General features: G+C 67.3%; 21 protein-coding genes, 2 tRNA genes and 1 pseudogene. 3 read left to right on the forward strand and 21 right to left on the reverse strand.

From position 1 onward, the window contains the following. Positions 1-2 precede the first annotated feature (2 nt). Positions 3-924 (reverse strand): annotated as a pseudogene (locus DB31_RS51510) (transposase). A gap of 165 nt (positions 925-1,089) precedes the next feature. On the opposite strand from DB31_RS51510, the gene DB31_RS08625 reads away from it, so the two are divergent. Next, positions 1,090-2,247, forward strand: coding sequence for an nSTAND1 domain-containing NTPase (locus DB31_RS08625; protein WP_044185102.1), 1,158 nt, complete (start codon positions 1,090-1,092; stop codon positions 2,245-2,247). 179 nt (positions 2,248-2,426) lie between these two features. On the opposite strand, the gene DB31_RS08630 is transcribed toward DB31_RS08625, so the two are convergent. The 18 genes from DB31_RS08630 to DB31_RS08715 all read right to left on the reverse strand — a co-directional run bounded on the left by DB31_RS08630 (position 2,427) and on the right by DB31_RS08715 (position 18,370). Further along, positions 2,427-2,503, reverse strand: a tRNA-Pro gene (locus DB31_RS08630). Between the two features lie 99 nt (positions 2,504-2,602). After that, on the reverse strand, positions 2,603-2,989 hold the full coding sequence (locus DB31_RS08635) for an integration host factor subunit alpha (protein WP_044185104.1): 387 nt from the start codon (positions 2,987-2,989) through the stop codon (positions 2,603-2,605). A gap of 89 nt (positions 2,990-3,078) precedes the next feature. Next, positions 3,079-5,490 carry a phenylalanine--tRNA ligase subunit beta gene (gene pheT / locus DB31_RS08640; protein WP_044185106.1) on the reverse strand — a complete coding sequence of 804 codons (2,412 nt, stop codon included), beginning with the start codon at positions 5,488-5,490 and terminating at the stop codon, positions 3,079-3,081. A gap of 60 nt (positions 5,491-5,550) precedes the next feature. Next, entirely contained in the window at positions 5,551-6,600 is a 1,050-nt protein-coding gene (gene pheS / locus DB31_RS08645) for a phenylalanine--tRNA ligase subunit alpha (protein WP_044185108.1), read from the reverse strand. A 151-nt stretch (positions 6,601-6,751) separates the two neighbouring features. After that, the gene (gene rplT / locus DB31_RS08650) at positions 6,752-7,099 is read right to left on the reverse strand and encodes a 50S ribosomal protein L20 (protein ID WP_044185110.1); all 348 of its coding nucleotides are present in this window, start codon (positions 7,097-7,099) and stop codon (positions 6,752-6,754) included. Between the two features lie 82 nt (positions 7,100-7,181). Continuing rightward, entirely contained in the window at positions 7,182-7,391 is a 210-nt protein-coding gene (rpmI, locus tag DB31_RS08655; RefSeq protein WP_044185113.1) for a 50S ribosomal protein L35, read from the reverse strand. A gap of 92 nt (positions 7,392-7,483) precedes the next feature. Then, on the reverse strand, positions 7,484-8,230 hold the full coding sequence (gene infC, locus DB31_RS46400; RefSeq protein WP_075305913.1) for a translation initiation factor IF-3: 747 nt from the start codon (positions 8,228-8,230) through the stop codon (positions 7,484-7,486). 104 nt (positions 8,231-8,334) lie between these two features. After that, the gene (thrS, locus tag DB31_RS08665) at positions 8,335-10,263 is read right to left on the reverse strand and encodes a threonine--tRNA ligase (RefSeq protein WP_044185116.1); all 1,929 of its coding nucleotides are present in this window, start codon (positions 10,261-10,263) and stop codon (positions 8,335-8,337) included. Positions 10,264-10,339: 76 nt separating this feature from the next. Then, positions 10,340-10,411: transfer RNA gene (locus tag DB31_RS08670), tRNA-Val, on the reverse strand. Positions 10,412-10,504: 93 nt separating this feature from the next. After that, on the reverse strand, positions 10,505-11,194 hold the full coding sequence (locus DB31_RS08675) for a uracil-DNA glycosylase (RefSeq protein ID WP_044185119.1): 690 nt from the start codon (positions 11,192-11,194) through the stop codon (positions 10,505-10,507). Next, positions 11,191-11,979, reverse strand: coding sequence for a hypothetical protein (locus DB31_RS08680; protein WP_044185122.1), 789 nt, complete (start codon positions 11,977-11,979; stop codon positions 11,191-11,193). Before DB31_RS08680 ends, DB31_RS08675 begins: the two co-directional genes overlap by 4 nt. Continuing rightward, positions 11,976-13,088 (reverse strand): AI-2E family transporter, encoded by a 1,113-nt coding sequence (locus DB31_RS08685; protein WP_240486594.1) that lies wholly within the window; start codon positions 13,086-13,088, stop codon positions 11,976-11,978. Before DB31_RS08685 ends, DB31_RS08680 begins: the two co-directional genes overlap by 4 nt. A 103-nt stretch (positions 13,089-13,191) precedes the next feature. Further along, on the reverse strand, positions 13,192-13,932 hold the full coding sequence (locus DB31_RS08690; protein WP_169787020.1) for a FecR family protein: 741 nt from the start codon (positions 13,930-13,932) through the stop codon (positions 13,192-13,194). Between the two features lie 20 nt (positions 13,933-13,952). Continuing rightward, positions 13,953-14,324: a PEGA domain-containing protein gene (locus DB31_RS08695; protein ID WP_044185131.1), complete on the reverse strand. Its 372-nt coding sequence runs from the start codon at positions 14,322-14,324 to the stop codon at positions 13,953-13,955. Beyond that, the gene (locus DB31_RS08700; RefSeq protein ID WP_044185133.1) at positions 14,324-15,535 is read right to left on the reverse strand and encodes a flagellar assembly protein T N-terminal domain-containing protein; all 1,212 of its coding nucleotides are present in this window, start codon (positions 15,533-15,535) and stop codon (positions 14,324-14,326) included. Before DB31_RS08700 ends, DB31_RS08695 begins: the two co-directional genes overlap by 1 nt. A 16-nt stretch (positions 15,536-15,551) precedes the next feature. Further along, on the reverse strand, positions 15,552-16,322 hold the full coding sequence (locus tag DB31_RS08705) for an LPP20 family lipoprotein (RefSeq protein WP_205628481.1): 771 nt from the start codon (positions 16,320-16,322) through the stop codon (positions 15,552-15,554). 159 nt (positions 16,323-16,481) lie between these two features. After that, positions 16,482-16,817, reverse strand: a complete 336-nt coding sequence (locus DB31_RS08710; RefSeq protein WP_044185139.1) for a PilZ domain-containing protein — start codon at positions 16,815-16,817, stop codon at positions 16,482-16,484. A gap of 95 nt (positions 16,818-16,912) precedes the next feature. Continuing rightward, complete coding sequence (locus DB31_RS08715) at positions 16,913-18,370, reverse strand: ELWxxDGT repeat protein (RefSeq protein WP_063769208.1); 1,458 nt, start codon at positions 18,368-18,370, stop codon at positions 16,913-16,915. Positions 18,371-18,715: 345 nt separating this feature from the next. On the opposite strand from DB31_RS08715, the gene DB31_RS08720 reads away from it, so the two are divergent. Then, positions 18,716-20,050 (forward strand): galactose oxidase-like domain-containing protein, encoded by a 1,335-nt coding sequence (locus tag DB31_RS08720; protein ID WP_052419816.1) that lies wholly within the window; start codon positions 18,716-18,718, stop codon positions 20,048-20,050. Between the two features lie 100 nt (positions 20,051-20,150). After that, positions 20,151-20,858, forward strand: a complete 708-nt coding sequence (locus DB31_RS08725) for an FKBP-type peptidyl-prolyl cis-trans isomerase (protein ID WP_044185142.1) — start codon at positions 20,151-20,153, stop codon at positions 20,856-20,858. Between the two features lie 19 nt (positions 20,859-20,877). On the opposite strand, the gene DB31_RS08730 is transcribed toward DB31_RS08725, so the two are convergent. Beyond that, complete coding sequence (locus DB31_RS08730) at positions 20,878-22,869, reverse strand: hypothetical protein (RefSeq protein ID WP_044186154.1); 1,992 nt, start codon at positions 22,867-22,869, stop codon at positions 20,878-20,880. Between the two features lie 220 nt (positions 22,870-23,089). Further along, positions 23,090-23,293: a cold-shock protein gene (locus tag DB31_RS08735; RefSeq protein WP_044185145.1), complete on the reverse strand. Its 204-nt coding sequence runs from the start codon at positions 23,291-23,293 to the stop codon at positions 23,090-23,092. Positions 23,294-23,392 lie beyond the last annotated feature (99 nt).

Here is a 23,392-nt window from a genome sequence, read left to right on the forward strand (position 1 = left end):
TACTAAGTGATCACATGCGCGACGGTCTCCGAGGAACGCGGGAGCTGATGGGGTGCAAGCAGAGCGTGCAGTGATCGGTTCGGCGCTGCAACAGGTGCTGAAGGCGGCGACGTACCTGGCCCAGAATCCAGTGCGTTCTCCTCCGGAGGAGAAAAGCGCCCGACATAGGGCGAGGAAACCATAAGCCACCATGCAGACGGTGGCGTGGTGGTGGTGGTGACCTCGCCATGTGCGGCCTTCGAAGTGGTCCAGCCCCACCTCGTCCTTGAGTTCCTGGTAGTCGCGCTCCACCCTCCAACGCAGCTTGGCTAGGTACACCAACTTCTTGAGTGGCGTACTGCGAGGCCGCGAGCACAGGTAGTACTTCTTCTCCAGCAGCAGCCACACCTCATCGCTGGCCAATGCGCAGTGAATGTAACGCTCAGTGGTGTGCACACGCACTGCCACGAATCTCGAGGACTGCTCGCTGCGGCTGCGCTCACGCCAGGCCACCGTGTGGAACTCTTCCTTGGGGACTTGGCGGGCCAAATGCTCGATGCTCCAGGGCTCCACGCCTTCGGCCACGTAGCGGAGGCGGGGGCGGCCGTTGCTGCCTACCACCTTCGCAGGCCGTACCGGTTTCGCTCCGGGCGGCAACTCCTTGTGCCCTCCAGGCACTCCTTCCTCCAACTTCAACGCCAGTCTCCGACGCATCTCGGCATCGCTCCAGTAAGCCACCGCCACGTATTGCTGCAGCCGCTGCCGCATCGCCTCGCGCTCCTCCTTATCCACCAACCGCGCCGCCATCAGCTCCACTCTCTGGCGCTCTCCGTCCAGCAGCAGCCCCAGCTGGTACTGCCTCATGGCCCGGCGGCGCTCCGGCCGACCCATTCCGGCAACCATAGACTCGATGTACTCGCACAGTTCCGAGCCCCGCGTGCGCATCTATGCAAGAGTCATCCTACCCGCAAGGTAAGCACATCTCGCGGCCGTCACACAACTAACTAGGTAGTATTAGGCGACCAAAGGACCTGAAGGCCCGCTCTGAGATCAAGCCCTCCAATGTCCTCGTCACCGAGAGCGGCGAGGTGAAGTTGCTGGACTTCGGCCTTGTCCCCGCAGAGCGACCTCTACTCGCTCGGACTCCCCCTCTATGAGTTGTGCACGGGCAACCTGCCCCGCCGCTCGTCGCCCAAGGCCCTCTCTCCCAGCACGCCCCCGGAGCCCTCCACAGGCTCCCCCGCTTCCGAGGGCGCTCCGTCTATCGCCTTCAAGCCGGGCATGAATCCGGACTTCGCCGCCATCGTCCTCCGCTGCCTCGCTCCCAGCCCGGCCGAGCGCTTTGCCTCCGCGGGGCTCCTGGCCGAGGCACTGGAGCGCCTGGAGCAGATCTTCGGCCCCGCGCCGCTGACCGTTGGCAATCCCTACCGGGGCCTGGAGCCCTTCGAGTCCGAGCACCGCGCGCTCTTCTTCGGCCGCGACGCGGACGTCCGCGCCGTACTCGAGCGCCTGCGCCGCCAGTCCCTGGTGCTCATCGCGGGAGACTTGAGCGCCAGCAAGTCCTCGCTGTGCCGCGCGGGCGTCCTGCCCCGAGTGGCCGCCCAGGCACTGGACGAGGGCCGAGAGATCGCCACCGTCACCCTCGGGCCCGGAGCCCGGCCACTCCAGTCGCTCGCCGCCGCGCTCGCGCCGCTGCTGGGCTGCAAGGAGTCAGAACTCGTCACCGCGTTCGCGGATAGCCCCGCCTCGGTGGGGCAGGCGCTGCGCGAGGCCTATCCGGGGCCGCGCGGCCTGCTACTCTTCGTCGATCAACTCGAGGAGTTCAGCACCCTGGCCAAGCCCTCCCAGGCAGCGCGCTTCGCCACGGCGCTCGGCGAGCTCGTCTTGCCGTCCGCCGGAGTGAGCGTGCGCTTGGCCGTGCCAGGGGACTTCCTCGGCCCCATGTCCTCCGAGGGGGTGCGCAAGGCCATCACCGACCCGGCGCGCAACCGGGGCGTGGCGTTCGAGTCCGAGGAGTTCATCCAGACGCTGGTGGCGTCCACTGCCCACGGCGCGGGCAGCCTGCCCCTGCGCCAGTTCGCGCTCGCCGAGCGGTGGGCGCGGCACAACCCGGCGCAGGGCACCATCACTTGGGCCTCGCTCGAGCAGATGGGGGGTGTGGCGGGAGCGCTGTCCCGGCACGCGGACGGGGTGCTCGCGGGACTCGATCCGGCAGGCGGCGCGGCGGCTCCTCCTCCAACTCGTGACGGTGGCGGGCACGCACGGTGAGCGTAGTGCGGAGGAACTGGGGATGACCTCGGACGCCGTCTCCCGCACCGCCCTGCACGTGCTCACCGAGGGCCGACTCCTCCATTCTGTCTGCTGGCTGACAGCGCTGGAGCCCGGGGGCTCCAAAAGGTGAAGGCCCTGGAGTCACCGGCTTTCGCCAGAAACTCCAGGGCCTTCGATGGTCGGGGCGACAGGATTTGAACCTGCGACCACTTGCACCCCAAGCAAGTGCGCTACCAGGCTGCGCTACGCCCCGGGACTGCCCGTCGGAAACGGGCCGCTCTTATGCCCCCACATGGCTCCAGCGTCAAGCACGAGCCGCTGGCGACCGTGAGAAAACCTCCGGCGGACGCCCCTACTTCCCGTCCGCCTCGTCGGCGAAGTCCTGATCGTCCGACTCGAACTCGTCGTTGTCGTCCGCCTCCTCTTCGCGCGCGTCGATCTCCGCGTGGTTCTCCGGCGGGGCCTCGCCATTGAGCGCACTCTTGAGCACCTGGCTCGGCCGGAAGGTCAGCACCCGACGGGCCGAGATCTCGATCTCCTTGCCCGTCTGCGGGTTCCGCCCCACGCGCGCCTTCTTCTGCCGCACCTGGAAGTTCCCGAAGCCGGAGATCTTGATCTTGTCCCCGCGCTCCAGCGTCTCCTTCAAGGTGTCGAAGACGAGCTCGACGATCTCGGCCGACTCCTTCTTGGAGAAGCCCACCTTCTCGTAGACGCCTTCGATGATGTCCGCCTTCGTCATACGGTGCCTCGGACCCCTTCAGCGGTAAACGCCGTGGATGCTGGCAGCCTTCCCACAGGCGTGTCAACCCTCTGACTTCACTCAGGAATTCAGGAGCGCAGCGCGCCGCCCAGCCGCTGGTTCACCTCGGAGATGATCCGCTGGTGGGCCTCGCCCACCTCCGCATCGGTCAGCGTGCGCTCGGGAGAGCGGTAGCGGATGGCGTACGCCAAGTTCTTCTTCCCCTCGGGGATGGGCTTGCCCGTGTACACGTCGAAGATGAGCGCGTCCTCCACCAGCGCCCCGCCCACCTCGAGGATGACCCGGCGGACTTCGTCGTTCCGCAGCTCCACCGGGACGACCACCGCCAGATCCCGGAGCACGGCCGGGAAGCGAGGCAGCGAGTGGTACTCGGGCACCAGCCGGGCCGCCGCGTACAGGGGCTCGGTGTCCAGCTCGAAGGCGAACACACCTTGGGGCAGGCCCAGCGCCTTGGTGATACGCGGGTGCAGCTCGCCCACGTACCCGAGCGCCGAGCCATCGGCCAGCTGCACCTGGGCGCAGGCCCGCGGGTGCCAGGCCGGTGCCTCGGCGGGTGTGAAGCGGACCCCGTCCACGTGCAGGGCGTGGAGCACCGCCTCCACGGCGCCCTTGGCGTCATAGAAGTCCATCTGGGCGTCCTTCTGCGTCCAGGTCCGCCCGGAGCGCAGGCCCCAGACGAGCCCTCCCGCCCGAGGCACCTCGCGCGTGGCCGGGCGCCGGCCCTGGCCGCCCTCGGGATCGCGGAAGTAGGCGCGGCCCGTCTCGTAGATGGCCACCCGCTCCACCTGGTGCCGCACGCTGCGAGAGAGGTTCTCCAGCAGCCCGGGCAGCAGGCTCGTGCGCATGACGGACTGCTCCACGCTGAGCGGGTTGATGAGCGCCACCGGCGCGTCCTTCCCGCCCAGCACCTCCAGGCTCTTCGGCGCCACGAACGAGTAGTTCACCACCTCGTTCAGCCCGGCGCCCGAGAGCGCTTGGCGCAGCCGCCGCTCGGCCTCGGCGGAGGCGGGCTCGGGAGCCAGCTCCGCCACGCCGCGAGGCAGCCGGGCGGGGATGTTGTCGTAGCCGTACACACGGGCGATCTCCTCCAGGAGATCCTCCTCGCGCTCCACGTCCACGCGAGCCCGAGGTACCTCGAACGTCGTCTGCCCGGCGCCCTCCTCCACCGCCTTGAACCCGATCGCCCCGAGGATGCGGCGGCACTCCGCCTCGGGCACGGCCGTGCCGAGGAACGTCTCCACCCGCCCATAGCGCAGCGACACGCGCCGGGCCGGCTTCGCGCTCGGGTACACATCCACGCGGCCCGAGGCCACCGTGCCCCCGGACAGCTCCGCGATCAGCTGGGCGGCCCGGTCGATGGCCGGAGCCACCGCGTCGATGTCCGCGCCGCGCTCGAAGCGGTGCGACGCCTCCGTGTGCAGGGCGTGGCGCTTGGAGGTGCGGCGCACGCTGGAGGGCTGGAAGTTCGCGGACTCGAGGACGATGGTCTTCGTGCCTTCGGTCACCTCGCTGTCGGCGCCGCCCATCACGCCGGCGATGGCCTGGGGCCGATCCCGATCACAGATCGCCAGATCGTCCGCGTCGAGCGTGCGCTCCTTGCCGTCCAGGGTGTTGATCTTCTCGCCCTGCTTCGCGCAGCGGACGACGATCTCCCGGCCCGCCAGCTTCTCCAGGTCGAAGGCGTGCAGCGGCTGGCCGTACTCGAGGTTGACGTAGTTGGTCACGTCCACCACGTTGTTGATGGCGCGCACGCCACAGGCCTTGAGCCGATCCTGCATCCACTGGGGCGAGGGCTTGATCGTGACGTTCTCGACGATCCGAGCCGCGTACCGAGGGCACCGCGCCGGATCCTCGATCCGCACCTTGATCGCCTCGGCCGTGGAGCCCCCCTTCTCTGCGGGCTTGGGCTCGGGCGGCTTGAACGTGGCGCCGGTGACGACGCCCACCTCGCGAGCCACGCCCAGGTGCGAGAGCGCATCCGGCCGGTTCGGGGTGACGTTCACCTCCAGCACCACGTCATCCAGGCCCAGGGCCTCGGCGATCGGCATGCCCGGCTTCGCGTCCGGAGACAGGATGAGCAGCCCCGAGGAGTCTTCGGTCAGCCCCAGCTCCTTGGCCGAGCACAGCATGCCCGAGCTGTCCACGCCTCGGAGCGCGGCCTGCTTGATCTCCACGCCATTGGGCAGCTTGGTGCCCACGGTGGCCAGCGGCACCTTGTCGCCGACCTTGTAGTTCTTCGCGCCGCAGACCACCTGCAGCAGCGAGGGGCCGCCCAGGTCCACCTTCGTCACGGACAGCTTGTCCGCGTTGGGGTGCTGCACGGACTCCTTGATCTGCGCCACCACCACACCGCGCAGCGCCTCGCCCGGGCGATCCAGGCCCTCGATCTCCAGCCCTGCGGCCGTCAGCTTGCGCGCCAGCTCATCCACCGACGCCGGCAGCGCCACGTAATCGCCGAGCCACTTCACCGAAATCTTCACAGGTCAGCCCTCAATCCGGACTTCATCCAACCGGTTTGCGTGAGTGAGTCGAACCGCCGCTCAGAACTGCTCCAGGAAGCGCGCGTCGTTCTCGAACATCATCCGCAGGTCATCGATGCGGTAGCGCAGCATGGCGATGCGCTCCACGCCCATGCCAAACGCGTACCCCGTCACCTCGCGCGGGTCATACCCGGCGGCGGTGAAGACGTTGGGGTGCACCATGCCGCTGCCCAGCACCTCCAGCCACCCGGTCTGCTTGCACACCCGGCAGCCCTTGCCGCCGCACGAGGTGCAGGAGATGTCCACCTCGGCCGAGGGCTCGGTGAAGGGGAAGAAGGACGGGCGGAAGCGCGTGCGCGTCTCCGAGCCGAAGAACGCCTTCACGAACGCATCCAGCGTGCCCTTCAGCTCCGCGAAGCTCACGTTCTTGTCCACCAGCAGGCCCTCCACCTGGTGGAACATGGGCGTGTGCGTGATGTCCGAGTCCCGCCGGTACACACGGCCGGGCATGATCGCGCGGATGGGCGGCTTGCGCGCCAGCATGTGCCGCACCTGCACCGGGGACGTGTGCGTGCGCAGCAGCACGGGGCTGTCCGCCTTCTTCGCATGGCCGAGCGTCGCCTCGTCCACGTAGAAGGTGTCCTGCATGTCCCGCGCGGGGTGATCCTTGGGCAGGTTGAGCGCCTCGAAGTTGAAGTAGTCCAGCTCGATCTCCGGACCCACCGCCACCTCGAAGCCGAGCCGTGCGAACGTGCGCGAGATCTCCTCCATCGTCCGAGACACCGGGTGGCGGCTGCCCGGGGCCACTCCGCGGCCGGGCAGCGTCACGTCCAGCTTGGCGCCCTTGAGCTCCTGCTCGAGCGCGGCCTCCTCGGCACGCTGGAGCGCCTCGGAGAGCAGCTTCTCGATCTCCGCTTTGACTTGGTTGGCCACCTCGCCCAGCGCCTTGCGCTCTTCGGGGGGCAGCTTGCCCATGCCGCCCAGCACTCCGGACAGCTCTCCCTTCTTCCCCAGGTAGCGCACCCTCAACGTCTCCACGGCGGAGACCTCGGAGGCGACGGTGATGTCCCGCCGCGCGGCTTCCGCGAGGGCCTGCAAGCGATCCCGCATGACTTCGCTCCCCTGCCCCGCTCCTCAGGAGCACGGGCAAAAAAAAGGGCCGCCCCCTGCGAGGGCAGCCCGTTGACTCATTCCCGCGCGCGAGGCTCTCAGCGGAGCCTCCCGAGCGCTCTGTGCACCGGCCTCACGGCCGGGCGTGGGATCAGGCCGCCTTCGCGATGTTGGCGACGGCAGCAAAGCCCGCGGGATCCGCGATGGCCATGTCGGCCAGCACCTTGCGGTCCAGGGAGATCTTCGCCTTGGCCAGACCCGCGATCAGCTTCGAGTAGGACAGGCCCACGCCGCGAGCGGCCGCGTTGATGCGGACGATCCACAGCGAGCGGAAGTTCCGCTTGTTCACCGCGCGGTCACGGCTGGCGTAGTCCAGCGCGCGCTCCACGGCCTGGTTGGCCCGCTTGTAGCAGTTCTTGCGACGGCCGCGGAAACCCTTGGCCAGCTTCAAAATCCGATTACGACGGCGGCGAGCCTTGAAACCCTTCTTGACGCGCATGACACACTCCTCAACTGCTCAGGCTAGGGAACCTGCGGCGCAGGCTTCACGCCGCTCCGACAGGGTCCAGGTGATTTTCTGCTTAGTTCGCCCCGTAGGGGAACATTTCCTTGATGACCTTCTTCGCGTCCATGTCACGAAGGTGACCCGTGCCGCGGTTGCGCCGCTTCTGGGCCGGGGTCTTGCCGTGGGTGAACAGGTGCTTGCCGTAGGCTTTGCCGTGCTTGACCTTGCCAGTCTTCTTCACCTGCAACCGCTTCTTCGCAGCACTCCGCGTCTTCAACTTGGGCATTGTCCCAGTCCTTCCCTCTAGGTTCGCCGTCAGCCCTGCAGCCTTCGGCCCTTGGTTACAGGCCGACAGCCGAAGCCGACAGCCAAAACTTCTTATTTCATCCCACCCGTTACAGCCGCCGCGGGTGCCTGCCCGCCCTGCGGAGGAGCCACCGGAGGTGCTCCCTCCTGCTGCTCCCCGTCCAGTTTGCCACCCACCGACCTGACCCCATCCACCACGATCCTGTTGCCCTCGGGCTTCTTGCCCGCCGCCGCCTCGGCCTTCGCGGCCGCCTCTGCCTGCTGCCGGGCCTGATCGCGGGCCCGCTGCGCCACCTTCGGGTTCGGCGCCAGGATCATGAACATCTGCCGGCCCTCCAGTCGCGGCTGCTGCTCCACCACAGCCACTTCCTTCAGGTCCTTGTTCACGTCCTCCAGAATCGCGCTGCCCAGCTCCTTGTGGGTGATCTCACGGCCGCGGAAGACGATCGTCACCTTGGCCTTGTTGCCCTCTTCCAGGAAGCGCTTGATGTTGCGGACCTTGAACTCGTAGTCGTGCTCCTCGGTCTTCGGGCGGAGCTTCACCTCTTTGAGGTGGACGACGACCTGCTTCTTCTTCGCTTCGGAGGCCTTCTTCTTCTCCTCGTATTTGAACTTGCCGTAGTCCATGATCTTGCAGACCGGCGGCTTGGCCATCGGGTTGACCTCCACGAGGTCCATCCCTTCGGACTGAGCGCGATCCAGCGCCTGCTCGATCGATAAGACTCCCAGCTGCTCGCCTGCCGGTCCTACAACGCGGACCTCTCGAGCGCGGATACGGCGGTTCGTTCTTTGATCGCGGACGATGGCAGAACCCTCCAAATACGAGAGCTTGGGCCTGCCTCGCTCTCTTGGAAGAGGTGCACCATACTTTTCTGTACCAGGGAGTCAAGAGAGGTCAGCACCTTCCGGACCTCACACGACACCTACGGTAGCCCCGCCTCCTTTGCCAGCAGCACCTCGAAGGCGTCCAGCTTCATGCTCTTGAGGTCCTCGCCGCCGTACTTGCGGGGGGCCACGGCGCCCGCCTCCACCTCGTTGTCTCCGATGACCAGGGTGTAGGGAATCTTCTGGATCTGCGCCTCGCGGATCTTCGCGTTCAGCGTCTGGCCGCGCTCGTCCAGCTCCACCCGGTAGCCCTTGGCCCGCAGCCCGTCGCGCACCTTCCGCGCGTACTCCAGCTGACGGTCCGCCACCGTGACGATGGTCGCCTGCACCGGCGCCATCCATGTGGGGAAAGCACCTGCAAAGTGCTCGGTGAGGATGGCGATGAAGCGCTCGAAGGAACCGAAGATGGCGCGGTGGAGCACCACGGGCTTGTGCTCAGCGTTGTCCTCGCCGACGTAGGACAGGTCGAAGCGCTGAGCGGCCAGGTAGTCGAGCTGGATGGTGCCCAGCTGCCACTTGCGGCCGATGCTGTCGGACACGTCGAAGTCGATCTTCGGGCCGTAGAAGGCGCCCTCGCCGGCCTTCACCTCGTAGGGCACGTTGAGCGTCTTGAGCACGCCCTCGAGCGCCGTCTCCGCGCGATCCCAGGTGGCGTCATCGCCCAGGCGCTGCTCGGGGCGGGTGGAGAACTTGGCCGAGTACTTCAGGCCCACGGCGTTATAGACGTGGTCCAGGAACTCGACGAAGCGGCGGACCTCGTCGCCGATCTGGCTCTCCATGCAGTAGATGTGAGCGTCGTCCTGGGCGAACTGGCGCACGCGGGTGAGGCCACCCAGCGAGCCCGCGGCCTCGTTGCGGTGGAGCACGTCCTGGGTGTGGAAGCGCAGCGGCAGGTCGCGGTAGCTGTGCTTCTTGAAGCCGAAGTACAGGTGGTGCGAGGGGCAGTTCATCGGCTTGAGGGAGAAGTCGTGCTCGCCGGACTCGTTGTCGAGTACCAGGAACATGTTCTCCTTGTACTTGCCCCAGTGGCCGCTGGTCTCCCAGAGGCCCTTGTTGAACATCAGCGGCGTCTTGATCTCCACGTACCCGCGCTCGGAGGTGAGGCGGCGCATCCAGCTGGAGAGCGTCTGGTAGAGCGAGGTGCCCTTGGGCGTCCAGAAAGCCGAGCCCGGCGCGTACGGGTGGAAGTGGAACAGGTCCAGCTCCTTGCCCAGCTTGCGGTGGTCGCGCTTCTTGGCCTCCTCGATGCGCGTCAGGTGCTCCTGCAGGGCCTTCTTGTCGAAGAACGCCGTGCCGTAGACGCGCTGGAGCATCGGGTTGCGGTGATCACCGCGCCAGTACGCGCCGCTCGAGGACAGGATCTTGATGACGCCGATGCGGCCCGTGGTGGGGCCGTGGGGCCCGAGGCAGAAGTCCACCCAGTCCCCGTGCTTGTAGAGCGTCAGCGTCTTGGCGCCCTTGGCCGCGATGTCCTTGACGATCTCGACCTTGAACTTCTCGCCCTTGCCCTCGAAGAGGCTCACCGCCTCGTCCATGGAGATCTCCGAGCGGACGAAGGGCAGGTTCTGGGCGATCTCCTTGTTGGCCTCGGCCTCGATCTTCTCCAGGTCCTCGGGGGTGAAGGGCTTCTCTCGGAAGAAGTCGTAGTAGAAGCCCTCCTCCGTGGCCGGGCCGATGGTGACCTGAGTGCCCGGGAAGAGGCGCTGCACGGCGCTGGCCACCACGTGGGCAGCGTCGTGGCGGATGAGCTCCAGGGCCTCGGGGCTCTTGGTGGTGAAGACCTGGAGCTTGGCGTCTTCGGTGAGCGGCCGGGCCAGATCCACGTCCTGGCCGTTGATGCGCGCGAAGAGCGCTGCCTTGGCCAGACCGGCTCCGATGCCGTCACGCACGAAGTCCGCGATAGTCGTTCCCCGGGCCGTCTGCTTCTGGCTGCCGTCGGGGAGCGTCACCGTGATCATGTCGGACATGTGAGAGACCTCGAAACGCGACGGGCGGCAGGCTTGCTGGAAGCCTTGCCGCCCGTTGTGAGACTTCCATTGATGATGGGTCGTAGTGGGATCGAACCACTGACCCCTACCGTGTCAAGGTAGTGCTCTACCGCTGAGCTAACGACCCGTGCCCGAAAGGCGCGGCGGGAATAGCAGTGGCCTCCCGCAGCTGTCAAGGAAACATGGACGCGGGCTGCATGTCTTCCTGACCCCGTTCGATTCATGGGGGCGCGGTAGCCAACAGTTGCCGCACCCGGGCCATGACGGCGTCGAACATCGCGGGCGTGAGCCGGCCCGTCTGCGTGTTCTGCTGGCTGACGTGGTAGCAGCCCACGAGGGTCTGCCCGCCCGGCAGGGGTACCTCCGCGCCGTGTCCGAAGGCAGGCCGGGGCGTGGGCAGGACCACCCCCGTCCGAGCCAGCGCCACCAGGGCCGCGTTCCACCCAATGGCCCCGAGCGCCAGGAAGACCCGGGCAGGCAGCAGCGCCAGCTCCCGATCGAGGAAGGGGCCGCAGTGGGCCAGCTCCTCCGGGAGCGGCTTGTTGTCCGGGGGCGCGCAGCGGGCCGCGCAAGTGATGTAGGCGCCCTTCAGCGTGAGTCCGTCGTCCCGGTGCTGGCTCGTGGGCTGGTTGGCGAACCCCGCCCGGTATAGCCCCGCATAGAGGAAGTCCCCGGAGCGATCGCCCGTGAAGAGCCGCCCTGTCCGGTTGGCGCCATGGGCCGCGGGGGCAAGGCCCACGATGACCAGCCGAGCGCGCGGATCTCCGAAGCCAGGCACCGGGCGGCCCCAGTAGGTCCACTCCCGGTATGCGCGGCGCTTCACCCGGGCGACTTCCTCACGCCACTCCACGAGCCGAGGACAGGCCCGGCACTGGGTGATGTCCGCATGCAGTCGCTCGAGCTTCGTCACCTGCGCTGACCTCTCACCGCTTCTTCCAGCTTCCGGACCCAGGCGCGTGCCTGATCCAGAGAATTCGCTCCAGGCCCGATGGGGAGCTCCAGTTCCGTAGCGGGACCTCGCCTGAGCAAGGGTCCCAGCGGGACCTCCTCGGGAGGGCTTTTTATGAGAACCCGGCGCCCCAGGCCGCAAGTTTGATGGCTTGTCCCCTCCTCCACCCGGAGGGAGATCGTGGCCAGGGCCCCACGCTCGGGTAGCTCTGGACACTCGGGCCCCAGCGTTCCGGCCCACGTGAGCAGCTTGCGCCCAGGAAGCTGAGCGAAGGTCCCCCAGGCCTCCAAGCTGATGTCCGAGGCGCCCGGCGTCCACAGGCTCCACGCGGGCCGCAGCACGATCAACCGCCGGACAAGCTCCGCATCGAGGGGGCCTCGGAGCTCCACCGCGCTCCGCCGAGGCCCCAGCCAGTGCAGCCCCGGCCCCGTGAGCGTCTGAGCGTCCAGCCATGCCCCCACGCGAGGAGCCTTGCGGAGCTGCCGGAGGTGCTCCTCCTTCAAAGGCGTGCGGAGTTGGACGTAGGCCTCGGGAAAGAGGGCCAGGGCCTCGATCGTGGAGTCCTTCAGCGTGTTCGAGCGAGTTCGCAGCCAGAGCACCGTCCCACTGCCAACGAGCGCCCTGAGGTCATCCGCCTCCACGGACTCGTCCACCACCAGGTGCAGGCGATACCCGGGTAACAGGGGCTCGGCGGGAGCCGGAGCCTGGGCCAGGAGCGTCACCAGCACGGCGGCGACGGCGCTCACGGCTTGGCGGCCTCCCCCATGTAGAGCCGCGTCTTCTGGTACCGCAGCACCACCACGCGCAGCACCACCTTGAGGATGGCGCTCACGGGTACGGCGAGCAGGATGCCCACGAAGCCGAAGAGCTCTCCGAAGCCGAGGATCGCGATGATGATCGTCACCGGCCGGAGCCCCACCTTCTCGCCCACGATGCGCGGGGTGATGACGAGCCCCTCCGAGAGCTGCGCCACCAGGAACGTCCCCGCGACCACCGCGATCTGCCAGGGCCCCTGCCAGGACAGCATCAGCCCGAGCATCGCCAGCACCAGGCCCATCGCCGTCCCCATGTAAGGCACCATGTTCCCGAACCCCGTGATGACGCCGATGACGATGGCCATGTCGAGCCCCGCGATGGACAACCCCGTGCTGTAGATGACCGACAGGATGGAGCCCACCGTGAGCTGGCCCTGGACGAAGGCAGAGAGCACGTCGTCCACCTCAGAGAAGCGCTGGCGCACCAGTCCCACCGCTGGCCGGGGAATGAGGTCCCGCACCCGCCCGATCAGCTTCGGGTAGTCCTGCAGGAAGAAGAACCCGAGCACCGGCACCACCGCCAGCCCGAGCAGCGTCGCCATGAACCGCGCGGTGTTGCCCGCGAAGCTCGCCGCCAGCCGCGCCGCCGCGGGCCCCGCACTCTGGAGAAGCTCGGAGGCCTTGGCGCCCAGCTCCGCGGTCCGTTGGTTCACGAACTCCGGCACCGAGACCCCCAGCAGTGCCTCGATCTGGGGAACCACCTGGGTGCTCGCCTGGCGGAAGAACTCCGGCAGCTTGGCGGCCTCCTCCTGGAAAACAGGAATGAGGTAGAGCACCGCGCCCACCATCACCAGTGTGCAGCCTCCGAAAACGATGGTCGTGCCCCAGGTCCGGTTCAGCCCACGCCGCTCGAGCGCGCTGACCACCGGGTTGAAGACGTAGGCGCCCGTGAGCGCCAGCAACACCGGCACCGCCACGCCGCCGAACACCGCCAACAGCCCGAACACGAGCCCGAGCGCTCCCACCATCACCAGCGACCAGGTGAGATCGATCCGCCGGGCCGCCTCTTCTGGCAGTTCGGGAACTGCCGGCGCTGGCACGGCATGGAGTGGCGGAGCCGGAGGCTCCACCGGGGTGAGAGCCGAGGCCTCCTGAGTACTGCCTTTCTTGCGACGTCCGATGACGAGACTCCTCTTCAGAGAGCTACTGATTGCGCTCTACGAAACGGCCAAACGTGTCCTTCATTGCGCTCGCGTCCAGGGCCTGGGCCTTGGCGGGCTTCAGCTCGCTGTCCACCACCACCTGCTGGTTCTTCTGGAGCTCGATGAAGTTCTTCTCCCACTCCTCTTCGGAGACCTGCTGAGGCCCGGCCACCTGCTTCCGCTCACCCTTCTTCCCTTCCGATCCGGAGGGGAGCTTGCCCTGGATGGCCTTGCGGACCTCCTGCGTCACTACCACCCGCCCCTCCACCACCCGGACGATCATCCGCTGTTTCTGCGCCGGGATCATCGCCTTCGCCGTGTCGCCGTAGTCCACCCGGAAGACCGTGCCGCGCACCCCGGCCACCGCGCGCTCCGTCTGCACCTCGAACTTCGAGTCCGAGCCCGCCAACGCCTTCTTCACCTTCGCCCAGACCTTGCCGAGCCCCAGCCGCGCCGCGAAGCCCTTGCGCTCCTGCCCCTCGAACGTGGCCTCGTCGATGATGAGCTGGCTGCGCTCGCCCAGCATGAGCACGCTCTCGTCCGTCAGCGTGAGCTTCACGTTGGAGGCGGCCCCCACCTCGATCGTGTCATTCAGCTCGATCTCCGAGCCCGCCTGGAGCGCCACGGTCTGGCCTCCGTTCGTCCGCGTCGCCGTGCCCTCCAGCACCGTCACCGATCCGATGCTCGCCAGCGCCAGGCCCGGCAGCAGCAGCGCGGCAGCGGCAACGCCCCACTTGCCCACGGTTGACTCGTGCCATGCCTTCACGGAGTACCTCGCTCGGGAATGTCGCTCCCCATCGGCTGAAGCAGCACGTTCAGCACGGCCCGCGTCCCATGGGGGTCGATATAGGTGGTGTACGGCCAGTGGCCTTCCTTCTTCACCTCGATCTGGTGCAGCCCCTCGCCCACCCGCAGCCCCCGAGGCGCCCCTCGGAAGTCGCTGCACAGCCCCCGGGTGACGCCATCCAAGATGACCTCGGCGTCCTCGGGCTCGCACCTCAGCACCACGTCGCCGCTCGGCGACTCGGCCTTGCGCAGCAGCTCCCGGGCCTGCGCCATCGCCGGGGACTCCTCCTGGCGCCCCGCACAGCCCAGCGTGACGAGTGCCACCGTGAGCCAGCCCCCGCCACGCATCAGCGCGCCAGCGTGATCTCGAGGGTGTTGCCCGTCACGCCCGTCACGCTGATCTTCTTTCCCTGGTAGGTCTTCCCACTGACGGCCTCGGCCAAGGTGTCCGCCGTGCCCACGAGGGTGACGTCGAACCGGGCCTTGCCATCCTTGAGCGTGGCCTGCCCCATCTGACGCACCTCGCTCACCGACTGCGAGAGGACCTTCATGAAGCCCTGGACGGCGGCGTAGTCCACGCCTCCGTTCAGCCTCACCACCACCCGGCTGCCGTTGAACATCGCGTTGCGGAGGTACTCGCCAATCGGCGCTCGCACCGACTCGATGATCTCACGGCTGCGCTCATCGGTGATCTCTCTCGCCGTCTGATCGTAGGAGATCGTCTGTTGCACGCTCTTCTTGCCGGTCTGCCCCGGGTTCCGGTTGAACTTGCCAGCAACCTTGGCGATCTGCGTGCCGCTGTCCGTCGCGAAGAAGGCCAGGTTGTACTCACCGCTGACAAAGAAGACGAGCTGCTTGCCCTGCGCGTCCAGCTCCGGCACCAGGCCTCCCTCCTGCGGCGCGTGGTACCGGTAGGTCACGTTCCCGTAGAGGATGTAATCCGCTTGCGTCAGGTCCCCCAGCTCCTTGGCCTCGGCGGTGGAGAGCGCCGTGGCGCCGGGCTGCAGCCGGACCTTTCCCTGCGCGAAGTGGGGATCGATGATCGTCCAGCCATCCTGGGAGAACGTCTCGGTGAGCACCGTGCTCATCGTCTGGCTCTCGATGGACTTCGCATCGGAAGTAACGGTCTGCTCGTAGAGCAGGATGACCAGCTTGCGGTTCCCAAGCTGCTGGACCAGCGCCTGCATGGCCTGCAGATCCTTGTCGATCCGGCCCGAGCCCACCTGCGCCCGGACCTTCACCTTCATCACCCCGCGCTCCTCCTTCTTCTCGAGGATCTGGACGTCGCGCACGTAGCCGTCCACCTTCGCGAGGATCTTGTCGGTGATGAGCTGGCTGTTGGAGGTCAGCGTCGTGGAGGAGATCGCCACCCCCACCACCACCTCCACCGCGTCCCGGAGCGCGGCGTTCTTCGCCTCCTGGAAGGCCTTGTCGCGGTTGTTGTCCACGATGGCGGCCTCGCCCGTCACCTCCTGGGTGACGAACTCGGGCTGCGCGTCGGCGGCCACCGCCACCGCGGCCACCATCCACGTGAGGACCGTCAGCTTCAGCGCCTGCATGGGAGACCTCTCGGGGTTACGGGGTGACGATGGCCACCCGGCCCTCGGCCAGGAACGAGGCGTTTGCTTCCATCAGCTTCTTCAGCGCGTCCTCGGCCAGCACCAGATCCGTGCCCTGGAGTTGCGCCGCCTTCACCACCAGCGGCTTCTCGCCCACCAGCGCGCTCTTCTGGGCCTCCTCGACGCTCTTGAACCAGGCGGCCACGGCCGCCGTCTTGCGAGCCTCCGCGGAGAGGGCCTCGGCCCCGTAGACGGCCTTGCCCGCGCCATCCAGCAGCCTCGGCGTAAGCACCGGCTTGGCGCCCAGGCCTCGTGCGTCCACCACCAGCCCCGTGTACTTCTTCTCGCCCTGTGTGTTCACGGCGATGCCCGAGTCTGGGGCAGGCGCCAGCGCGGATGTGAGCGCCGCCAGCGGCACCTCCACATCCATCTCCACGCCGCTGTCCGAGTAGTAGCGCTTGTTGACGACCTTGAAGCCGCGGACGACGCCCTCGACGCGGCCGCGGATCTCCTCGTTGCCCATGGCGTCACCCACCGTGCGGCCGGCGCTGATCTGCACGCCCTTGGCCTGCTCCAGCAGGTTGCGGAACGCGTCCATCTTCGCCGCGCGCTCGGCGCCCAGCCGCGCCTGGGCCGGGTTGGAGGCCTTCATGTCCGGAGCGCCCGCGCCGGTGGCCCGGAGCAGCTGTCCTTCCCAGTTCACCCCGGTCTCAGGCCTGGCGTCCTTTCCCTGGGCCGAGGCCCACAGCGGCACGACCAGGGCCAGCATCCACAACGAGCGCTTCACGGGGGGCCTCCGTACCTCACCGGATGGCGAGGCGACGCGACTGAATGGCGGGCCATTCAATCGACCGGCTTCCCGGGAAGTCAAGGCAGGCTCCGATAGGAAACCTGCCCGCCTGCTCATGGCTCTCACCCTCCGGGGCTGCAGCCACAACGCGCCGTGTCAGTTGCCCTGAGCGCGGCTCACGTAGGCGTCGATCATCCGGCGGTGCCGCTCGGTCAGCAGCGTGAAGCGCACACCGGAGCGCTCGTTGCGAGACGCGTCCAACTGGGCCCACTCGCGGACAACTTCGCCCTCCGCGTAGATGACCTCTTCCGAGCCCGGGAGCTGGAACTGGAGGCCCACCCGGCGGGCGTGGTGCTGCGGCTCGATGAGCTGCGCGAGGCTCAGGCCCTCATGGCTGATGTCGGAGGCGCGGGTGAGGTAGGGCACTCCGCCCATGTACTTGTTCAGATAGATGTCGATTGGAGCCCGCTTCGCCTTCCGCTTGTCGCTCATCTGGTCCCCTCGGGTGTCGCAACAGCCTGCTTCCAAGATGAAGCAGGTTGTTGCGAAGGTAGAGGCAAACGGGGACCTGGCAAGAAAACGGCCGCCTATGGGGCCGGTGGCGTGGCGATCGGGCAGCGGCCCGCTGGCCGGAATGGCAGCGCCCACAGCTTCTGGCCGCGCGGGCCATCCTCGGCCGTGAAGAAGACATTCCAGCCGGAGCGCATGAACTCACCGGAGGGCAAGGCCTGCATCTCTGAAGTGTGCGCCTCCGCCGTGGGGCCTTCGATGGGGAGCGTCCCCTCCATCGTGCCGTCGCTCATCCACGGGGTCCGGCCGCTCCCCTCTTTGTTCGCGTAGAAGAACAAGTGTCCTTGAATCGCCGTCAGCACCTCCGGGGACGAGCCCATCTCCCCCACGAGGAGATCCTCGAAGAGCTGCGTCCCGGCGGCCGTGCCGTCGCTCACCCACAGCTCGCGCCCATGCACCCCGTCGTCCGCGGAGAAGAAGATCCGCCGCCCCAGCACCGTGAAGCTCTGAGGCATCGAAGCCTCGGCGCCCAGCCGAAGGTCCTTCACCCGGAGCGTGCCGGCCGCAGTGCCATCACTGCGCCAGAGCTCCACTCCCGCCGGGTCCTCCATCGAGCTGGCGCTGAGGTACAGGCGTCCGCCCATCGTTGCCAGCTCGTGCACCTCCGAGAACATCTTCAGCAGCACGGGCTGCCCTCCATCCGTCATCCACAGCTCGGTCATGTGGTCGTGCATGGAGGCCGTGAGAAAGAACAGCCGCCGGCCCACGAGCGTCAGGGATTCCAGGGTGTTCATCTCATCCACGCGGAACAGCTCGACAGCGCCAGCCTCGCCATTGCTCCACATCAACACCCGGTAGCTGCCACGCTCGACGACGAAGTAAAGCGAACCCCCGCCCCCGAGGGTCAGGGACTGCGGCGAGCTGCCCTCCACGCCAGGCTCCAGATCCTCCACGAGGAAGGTGCCCTCGGCCGTACCGTCGCTGCGCCACAGCTCTTGGCCGTTCTTCTCGTCCACCGCGGAGAAGTAGAGCAGGCCATTGAACTCGAACAGCGACTGCGGGAACGAGCCTATCGGGCCGGGCCAGAGATCCTTCACCTCCCGGGTTCCTTCCGGAGTGCCGTCCGTCACCCAGAGCTCCCGCCCATGCTCTGGAGCCTCGGCGGTGAAGAAGACGCGAGTCCCCACGCGGGTGGGTTCCAGGGGACTCAGGTCTGCCAGCAAGGGGGTGAAGTCCTTCACTCGCAAGGTGCCTGCTCGCTCGGGGCCGATGCTCTTCCAGAGATCGAGCCCGCCTTTGCCGTTGTATGCGCTGAAGATGAGGCCTGACTCCGCACGCACGAGCTCGCCCGGATCGAGCACCACCGCGTCGGGTGAGTATTCCAGGGATGTGGCCGTGTGACTGCAGGGCCCCCATCCCACGGGCTCTTCGGCGAGCTGCGCACCCCCGGCTGCCTCAGCGGGAGAGGGCCCGGAGTGAGCCGACAGGCTGCCAAGCAGCGCTAGCACGATGGAGAACGCACGCCAGACGCGCATCTGCATAGTCGAAGCTCCTGGGAATGATGGTGAAGGGTCTTCAACGTGGGAGCCGCAGCACTTCGCGCCCAGTCGGGCGGCGGTCCTGTAGGAGTCACCTCCCACCAACGGTTCGGCACGGGTCACCATTGGCTCGGACGTGAGGGGCAGTTGGCGCGCCAGCGCTGCCAGATAGGTTTGTCATTCCTCAAAGCAGCCACCCTTCCTTCCCTGGAGGTGCTTATGCCGGTTCAATCCTTCTCTCGATGGCCGAAGGTCCTCGCATTAGGACTCATCGGATGCGTGGTGTTGGCAGCCCCGGCCCAAGCCCAGGCTCCTGCGGAGGTGGGGCAGTGGGCGAGCACCATGAACTGGCCCATCTCCGCGACGCACGCCAGCCTTCAGCCCGACGGCAAGGTGATGTTCTTCGGCGAGTTCGACGATGGACTGGGGCCGCCGAGGCGCTGGGACCCCGCCACGAACGCCATCTCCTCCCTGCCCGTGGCGGGCTACAACATCTTCTGCGCCGGGCACTCGTACCTCGCGGACGGAAAGCTGCTGGTGACGGGAGGCCACCTGGCAAGCCACGAGGGGCTCGCGGACGCGAGCCTCTTCGACCCGTTTACGGGCACCTGGACCCGCCTGCCAGACATGAATGACGGGCGCTGGTACCCCTCCAACACCACACTCCCCAATGGGGATGTGATGGTGATCAGCGGGGAGATAGACGGCGTCGGTGACTTCAACGAGATCCCGCAGCGGTACATCGCGGCCACCAAGACCTGGAAGAACCTGACCACCGCCAAGGAAGAAATTCCGTACTACCCCCGGATGTTCTTGGCCCCCAACGGCAAGCTCTACTTCGCCGGGCCGGGGCGAGAAACACTCTGGCTGGATCCGGCCGGAACTGGCTCCTGGAAAGCCGGCCCCAAGAGTCTCTTCGGCAAGCGGACCTATGGTCCGGCGGTGTACATGGATGGCAAGGTGGTCTTCATCGGTGGAGGCGATCCGCCTACGGCCACCGTGGAGATGATCGATCTCGCGGTCGCTGCACCGAAGTGGCAATACATGGCGCCCATGAGTGTGAAGCGGCGCCAGCACAACGCGACGCTGCTGCCCGATGGCACGGTGCTCGTCACAGGGGGGAGCAGCGGCAACGGCTTCGACAACGCCAAGAAGCCGGTCTTCCTCACGGAGTTGTGGGACCCCGGCACGAACAAGTGGACCAAGTTCTCCAGCAACAAGATCTATCGCGGCTACCACTCCACCGCGCTGCTGCTGCCTGACGGGCGAGTGCTCGGCGCGGGTGGCAAGAATACGAAGAACGGGGAGCTCTTCTCTCCCCCCTATCTCTTCAAGGGCGCGCGGCCGACGGTCAGCTCCGCGCCGGGCGATGTGGCTCCCGGGTCGACCTTTACCGTCTCAACCCCGGACGCAGCCCGTATCAAGAAGGTGACGCTGATCGCCATCGGCTCGGTGACGCACGCCTTCGATATGAATCAGCGGCTCCTGACCTTGAACTTCACGAAGGGCAACGGCAGCATCACGGTCACCGCACCGTCGAACAACAACGTGGCGCCTCCGGGCTACTACCAATTGTTCCTGGTGAACGAGCAGGGCGTTCCTTCTATCGGCAAGATGGTGAAGATCACCATCGTGTCTGCTTCCTCGCCGTCTGCGGCCACCCTGCCCGATCCTTAACTCCCCGTTCCTCCAAGCAAGCGGCCGTGCGCCTGAAATCGTGCACGGCCGCTCGGACGCCGCCCTATATTCACGCGGCTCTCGCGAAGAGGAGGAAGCAATGAGAACGAAGTTGCTGGCGACGGTGGTGATGGGGCTTCTGGCGTCTCAGGCCTGGGCCCAGGGCAAGGCGAAGCCTGCTCCCGCTGCGGCGCCATCCGCGTCCGCGCAGCCCCAGACGGACGAAGAGAAGACGATGTACGCGTACGGGTTCCAGTTCGGGAAGTCGCTCGGAGTGCTCGCGCTGAGCCCGCAAGAGCTCGAGATGCTCAAGAAGGGCCTCACCGATGCCCACAACAACGCGCAGCCCGTGGTGAACGTGGAGGAGTTCGGCCCGAAGATCCAGACGCTGGCGCGCACTCGGCAGAACGTGGTCAGCGAGCGGTTCCTGGAGAACGCGGCCAAGGAGAAGGGCGCGCAAAAGCTGCCCTCGGGCATCATCTACCAGGAGCTGAAGGCTGGCACGGGCTCCAGCCCCAAGGCCTCGGACACCGTGGCGGTGCACTACCGCGGCACGCTGACTTCGGGCGAGGAGTTCGACAGCTCCTACAAGCGCAACCAAGTCGCCGAGTTCCCCCTCAATGGCGTCATCGCCTGCTGGACCGAGGGCGTGCAGAAGATGAAGGTCGGCGGGAAGGCGAAGCTCACCTGCCCCGCCAACAAGGCCTACGGGGAGCGTCCGCCCCCCGGTTCGAAGATCCCGCCGAACGCCGTGCTCCAGTTCGAGATCGAGCTGGTGAACATCCCCGGCTTCACCGGCGGGAAGTAGCCGCGCCTGGGCGCCGAGGTCAGCGCTTGAGCGCGGCCTCGGTGGCCCGGAGCAGAGGCTCAGCGCTGATCGGCGCGCCCGTGGCGTTGACCATCCACTGGTCCGGCGTCACCGCCCCGTAGCGAGCCATCCGCTCGAACTCCGCCCCCAAGGGCCCCTTCTTCTTCATGTGCTCCTCGATCTGGAACGCGATGAGGTGCCCCAGGGGGTAGTCGGGCAGGTACATCGGGTAGGCGATCATGTGGCTGTAGATGCCCAGCAGCGCCGTCCCCGGCCCGCCCAGCACCGGCGCGTAGTAGCGATCCCAGGTCTCCTTCGCGATCGCCACCGTGGCATCGCGGAGCTGCGCGGGCGTGGCATCCGGGTGCTCGTACATCCAGTGCCACACGGCGATGTCCACCAGCGCCACGCCGGCGATCTCCCACGTGGCCCAGAAGTCATTGAGCACCCGCTCGCGCTCGGCCGCCGCGTCCGGCTTGCCCAGCCCCAGCAGCTCCTGGTCTCGCGCCTGGAAGACGAAGGCCAGCGCCTCCGTGAAGGCGTTGTTGGGCACGCCCTGCAACAGCGTGTGGTCCACATCATAGAGCGAGAACACCTGCTCCACGTTGTGCCCCAGCTCGTGCACGGCGATGTTGTAGCCCTTGTAGTTCATCCCCTCCTTCTCCACCCGTGTGCGCAGGTGGGGGAAGTCGCCCCGCCGCATCGCCTGCATGGCGTGGCCCGCCCCGCGCGAGGGATCCACCCGGATGTGCTCGGCCAGGTACGCCGCGCGCTCCTTGGTGAAGCCCAGCCCCTGGAGAATGCGCGGAATGTCCTTGGCGAAGGCCTCCGCCGTCGGGTAGCGCTGCCGGGTCATCTTGTCGAGCTCCGTCTCCGAGCGCGACGAGCCCGGCCGGAACCCGTTGAACCACAGATCCTGCGGCTCCAGCTTGCGCCCCAGCCGCTGCTCGATGAGCCGGGCCGCCTGGGGCACCAGCGGCGAGGTGAGCACCTGCGTCAGCAGCGCCTTCACCCGCTCCTCGGGGATCTCTCGCTGGAACTCGAACGTCCGCGCGATCTGCGTGGGCGCCACTGGCACGTACGGGTCCACCTTCTCCGCCGCGTGGAAGTGCGCCTGCAGCCGCGCGTAGCGCGTGTCGGGCTCGGGCGCCGTGTCCACCTTCGCCGGGCGGTTGGGCGCATTGGGCTCCACCGTGTCCGCGGGCGCCACCGAGACGGTGTTCGTGAACGGATCCCAGTCCACCCGCGGGTTGTCGATGACGATGGCCGGGATCGTCTGCGTGACGATGCGCTCCATCACCTTGACGATCAGCCGCTGCTTGTCCAGCCCCTCTGCCTTGTTGGCGTAGTTGGCCTTCAGCTCGTCACGCAGGTTCCAGTGGCTGATGAGCCGCAGTCCCTTCGGGAAGAGCCGCCGCCCCTTCCCGTCCACCACGTGGTGCATCCACACGTTGTACTCGGCGATGTAGAGGTCCGCCGCCGCGCCCGCGCGGGACACCTCCTGCTGCACCTCGGCCGGCACCCGGCGGTAGAAGCGGCCCGCCAGCCGCGCCTCGGCCCACTGGCGGCGCGTGTAGTCCTGGGCGTGCGCAGTGCGCTCGGCCAGCGTCGTCAGCGGGAAGTTCAGCAGCACCACGAAGCCGATCTTCGACTGGAACAGATCGTCCGTGACGTGAGCGCTCGGATCGTACGCCGCCAGCAGCGGATCCACCGGCAGCAGCGGCCCCAGATCCAGATCCGTGGCCCACCGCAGCTCGCGGCCCAGCTCGTTGAAGTGCCCATCCAGCTGCTCGAAGATCCGCTCCAGCCGCGCGAACGTATCGTCCAGCGCCTTCGGGTCGGCGATGAAGTACTCGCGGACGAACGCCGCCAGATCCCCGTCCTCCTCGCGCCACTGCGCGGCCACCTGCTCCACTCCGCGCTCAATCCGCGCGCGCTGCGCCTCGCCGTGCTTGGCCACCAGCTCCGCCTTCAGGGCGGCGGTGTCCAGCTTCTTCGTGGGCTTGGGCATGGGCGTGGACTCCGAGGCAGGGGCCGCCGCCTGCGCCGAGGGCTCGGCGGGCTGCGAAGGAGCGCTGGGCTGCGCGGTCGCGCATCCGAGCATCGTCAACACGGGGAGCAGTCGAGCGGAGCGGGGCAGGAACGTTCGCAACGAGGGGGCCTCCAGAAAAGCGATGGGGGCCCGACCCTCTCGGATCGGCCCCCCGGGTGCAACGAAGAACGAGAGCTGGCTACCCTGCGCGCACGTTCTGAGCCTGGAGGCCCTTGGGGCCGCGCGTTACCTCGAACTGAACCTTCTGCCCTTCCTGCAGGGTGCGGAAGCCGTCCATGTTGATGGCAGTGTGATGGCAGAACACGTCCTCACCCCCGCCATCCTGCGTGATGAAACCGAACCCCTTGGCATCGTTGAACCACTTCACAGTACCAGTCGCCATTGCTCTTCTTCCTTCGTCTCCACGGACGCGAAAATCGCCGTCCGGTCTAACGAGAAAAACCCGCTAGAGGCCCCAGAATTTAAGGCGGGGCCTCTACCT

The organism is Hyalangium minutum (assembly GCF_000737315.1).
GTDB classification, from domain to species: domain Bacteria; phylum Myxococcota; class Myxococcia; order Myxococcales; family Myxococcaceae; genus Hyalangium; species Hyalangium minutum.

What these genes read in the sequence shown, in the direction of transcription:
- DB31_RS08695 (WP_044185131.1), bottom strand. Translation starts at nt 14,324, where the DNA reads ATGCGTGGCGGGGGCTGGCTCACGGTGGCACTCGTCACGCTGGGCTGT.
- DB31_RS08710 (WP_044185139.1), bottom strand. Translation starts at nt 16,817, where the DNA reads ATGAGCGACAAGCGGAAGGCGAAGCGGGCTCCAATCGACATCTATCTG.
- DB31_RS08715 (WP_063769208.1), bottom strand. Translation starts at nt 18,370, where the DNA reads ATGCGCGTCTGGCGTGCGTTCTCCATCGTGCTAGCGCTGCTTGGCAGC.
- DB31_RS08735 (WP_044185145.1), bottom strand. Translation starts at nt 23,293, where the DNA reads ATGGCGACTGGTACTGTGAAGTGGTTCAACGATGCCAAGGGGTTCGGT.
- pheS (WP_044185108.1), bottom strand. Translation starts at nt 6,600, where the DNA reads ATGCGGGATCGCTTGCAGGCCCTCGCGGAAGCCGCGCGGCGGGACATC.
- DB31_RS08700 (WP_044185133.1), bottom strand. Translation starts at nt 15,535, where the DNA reads ATGCAGGCGCTGAAGCTGACGGTCCTCACGTGGATGGTGGCCGCGGTG.
- thrS (WP_044185116.1), bottom strand. Translation starts at nt 10,263, where the DNA reads ATGTCCGACATGATCACGGTGACGCTCCCCGACGGCAGCCAGAAGCAG.
- DB31_RS08730 (WP_044186154.1), bottom strand. Translation starts at nt 22,869, where the DNA reads ATGCCCAAGCCCACGAAGAAGCTGGACACCGCCGCCCTGAAGGCGGAG.
- DB31_RS08720 (WP_052419816.1), top strand. Translation starts at nt 18,716, where the DNA reads ATGAACTGGCCCATCTCCGCGACGCACGCCAGCCTTCAGCCCGACGGC.
- DB31_RS08635 (WP_044185104.1), bottom strand. Translation starts at nt 2,989, where the DNA reads ATGACGAAGGCGGACATCATCGAAGGCGTCTACGAGAAGGTGGGCTTC.
- rpmI (WP_044185113.1), bottom strand. Translation starts at nt 7,391, where the DNA reads ATGCCCAAGTTGAAGACGCGGAGTGCTGCGAAGAAGCGGTTGCAGGTG.
- DB31_RS08725 (WP_044185142.1), top strand. Translation starts at nt 20,151, where the DNA reads ATGAGAACGAAGTTGCTGGCGACGGTGGTGATGGGGCTTCTGGCGTCT.
- rplT (WP_044185110.1), bottom strand. Translation starts at nt 7,099, where the DNA reads ATGCGCGTCAAGAAGGGTTTCAAGGCTCGCCGCCGTCGTAATCGGATT.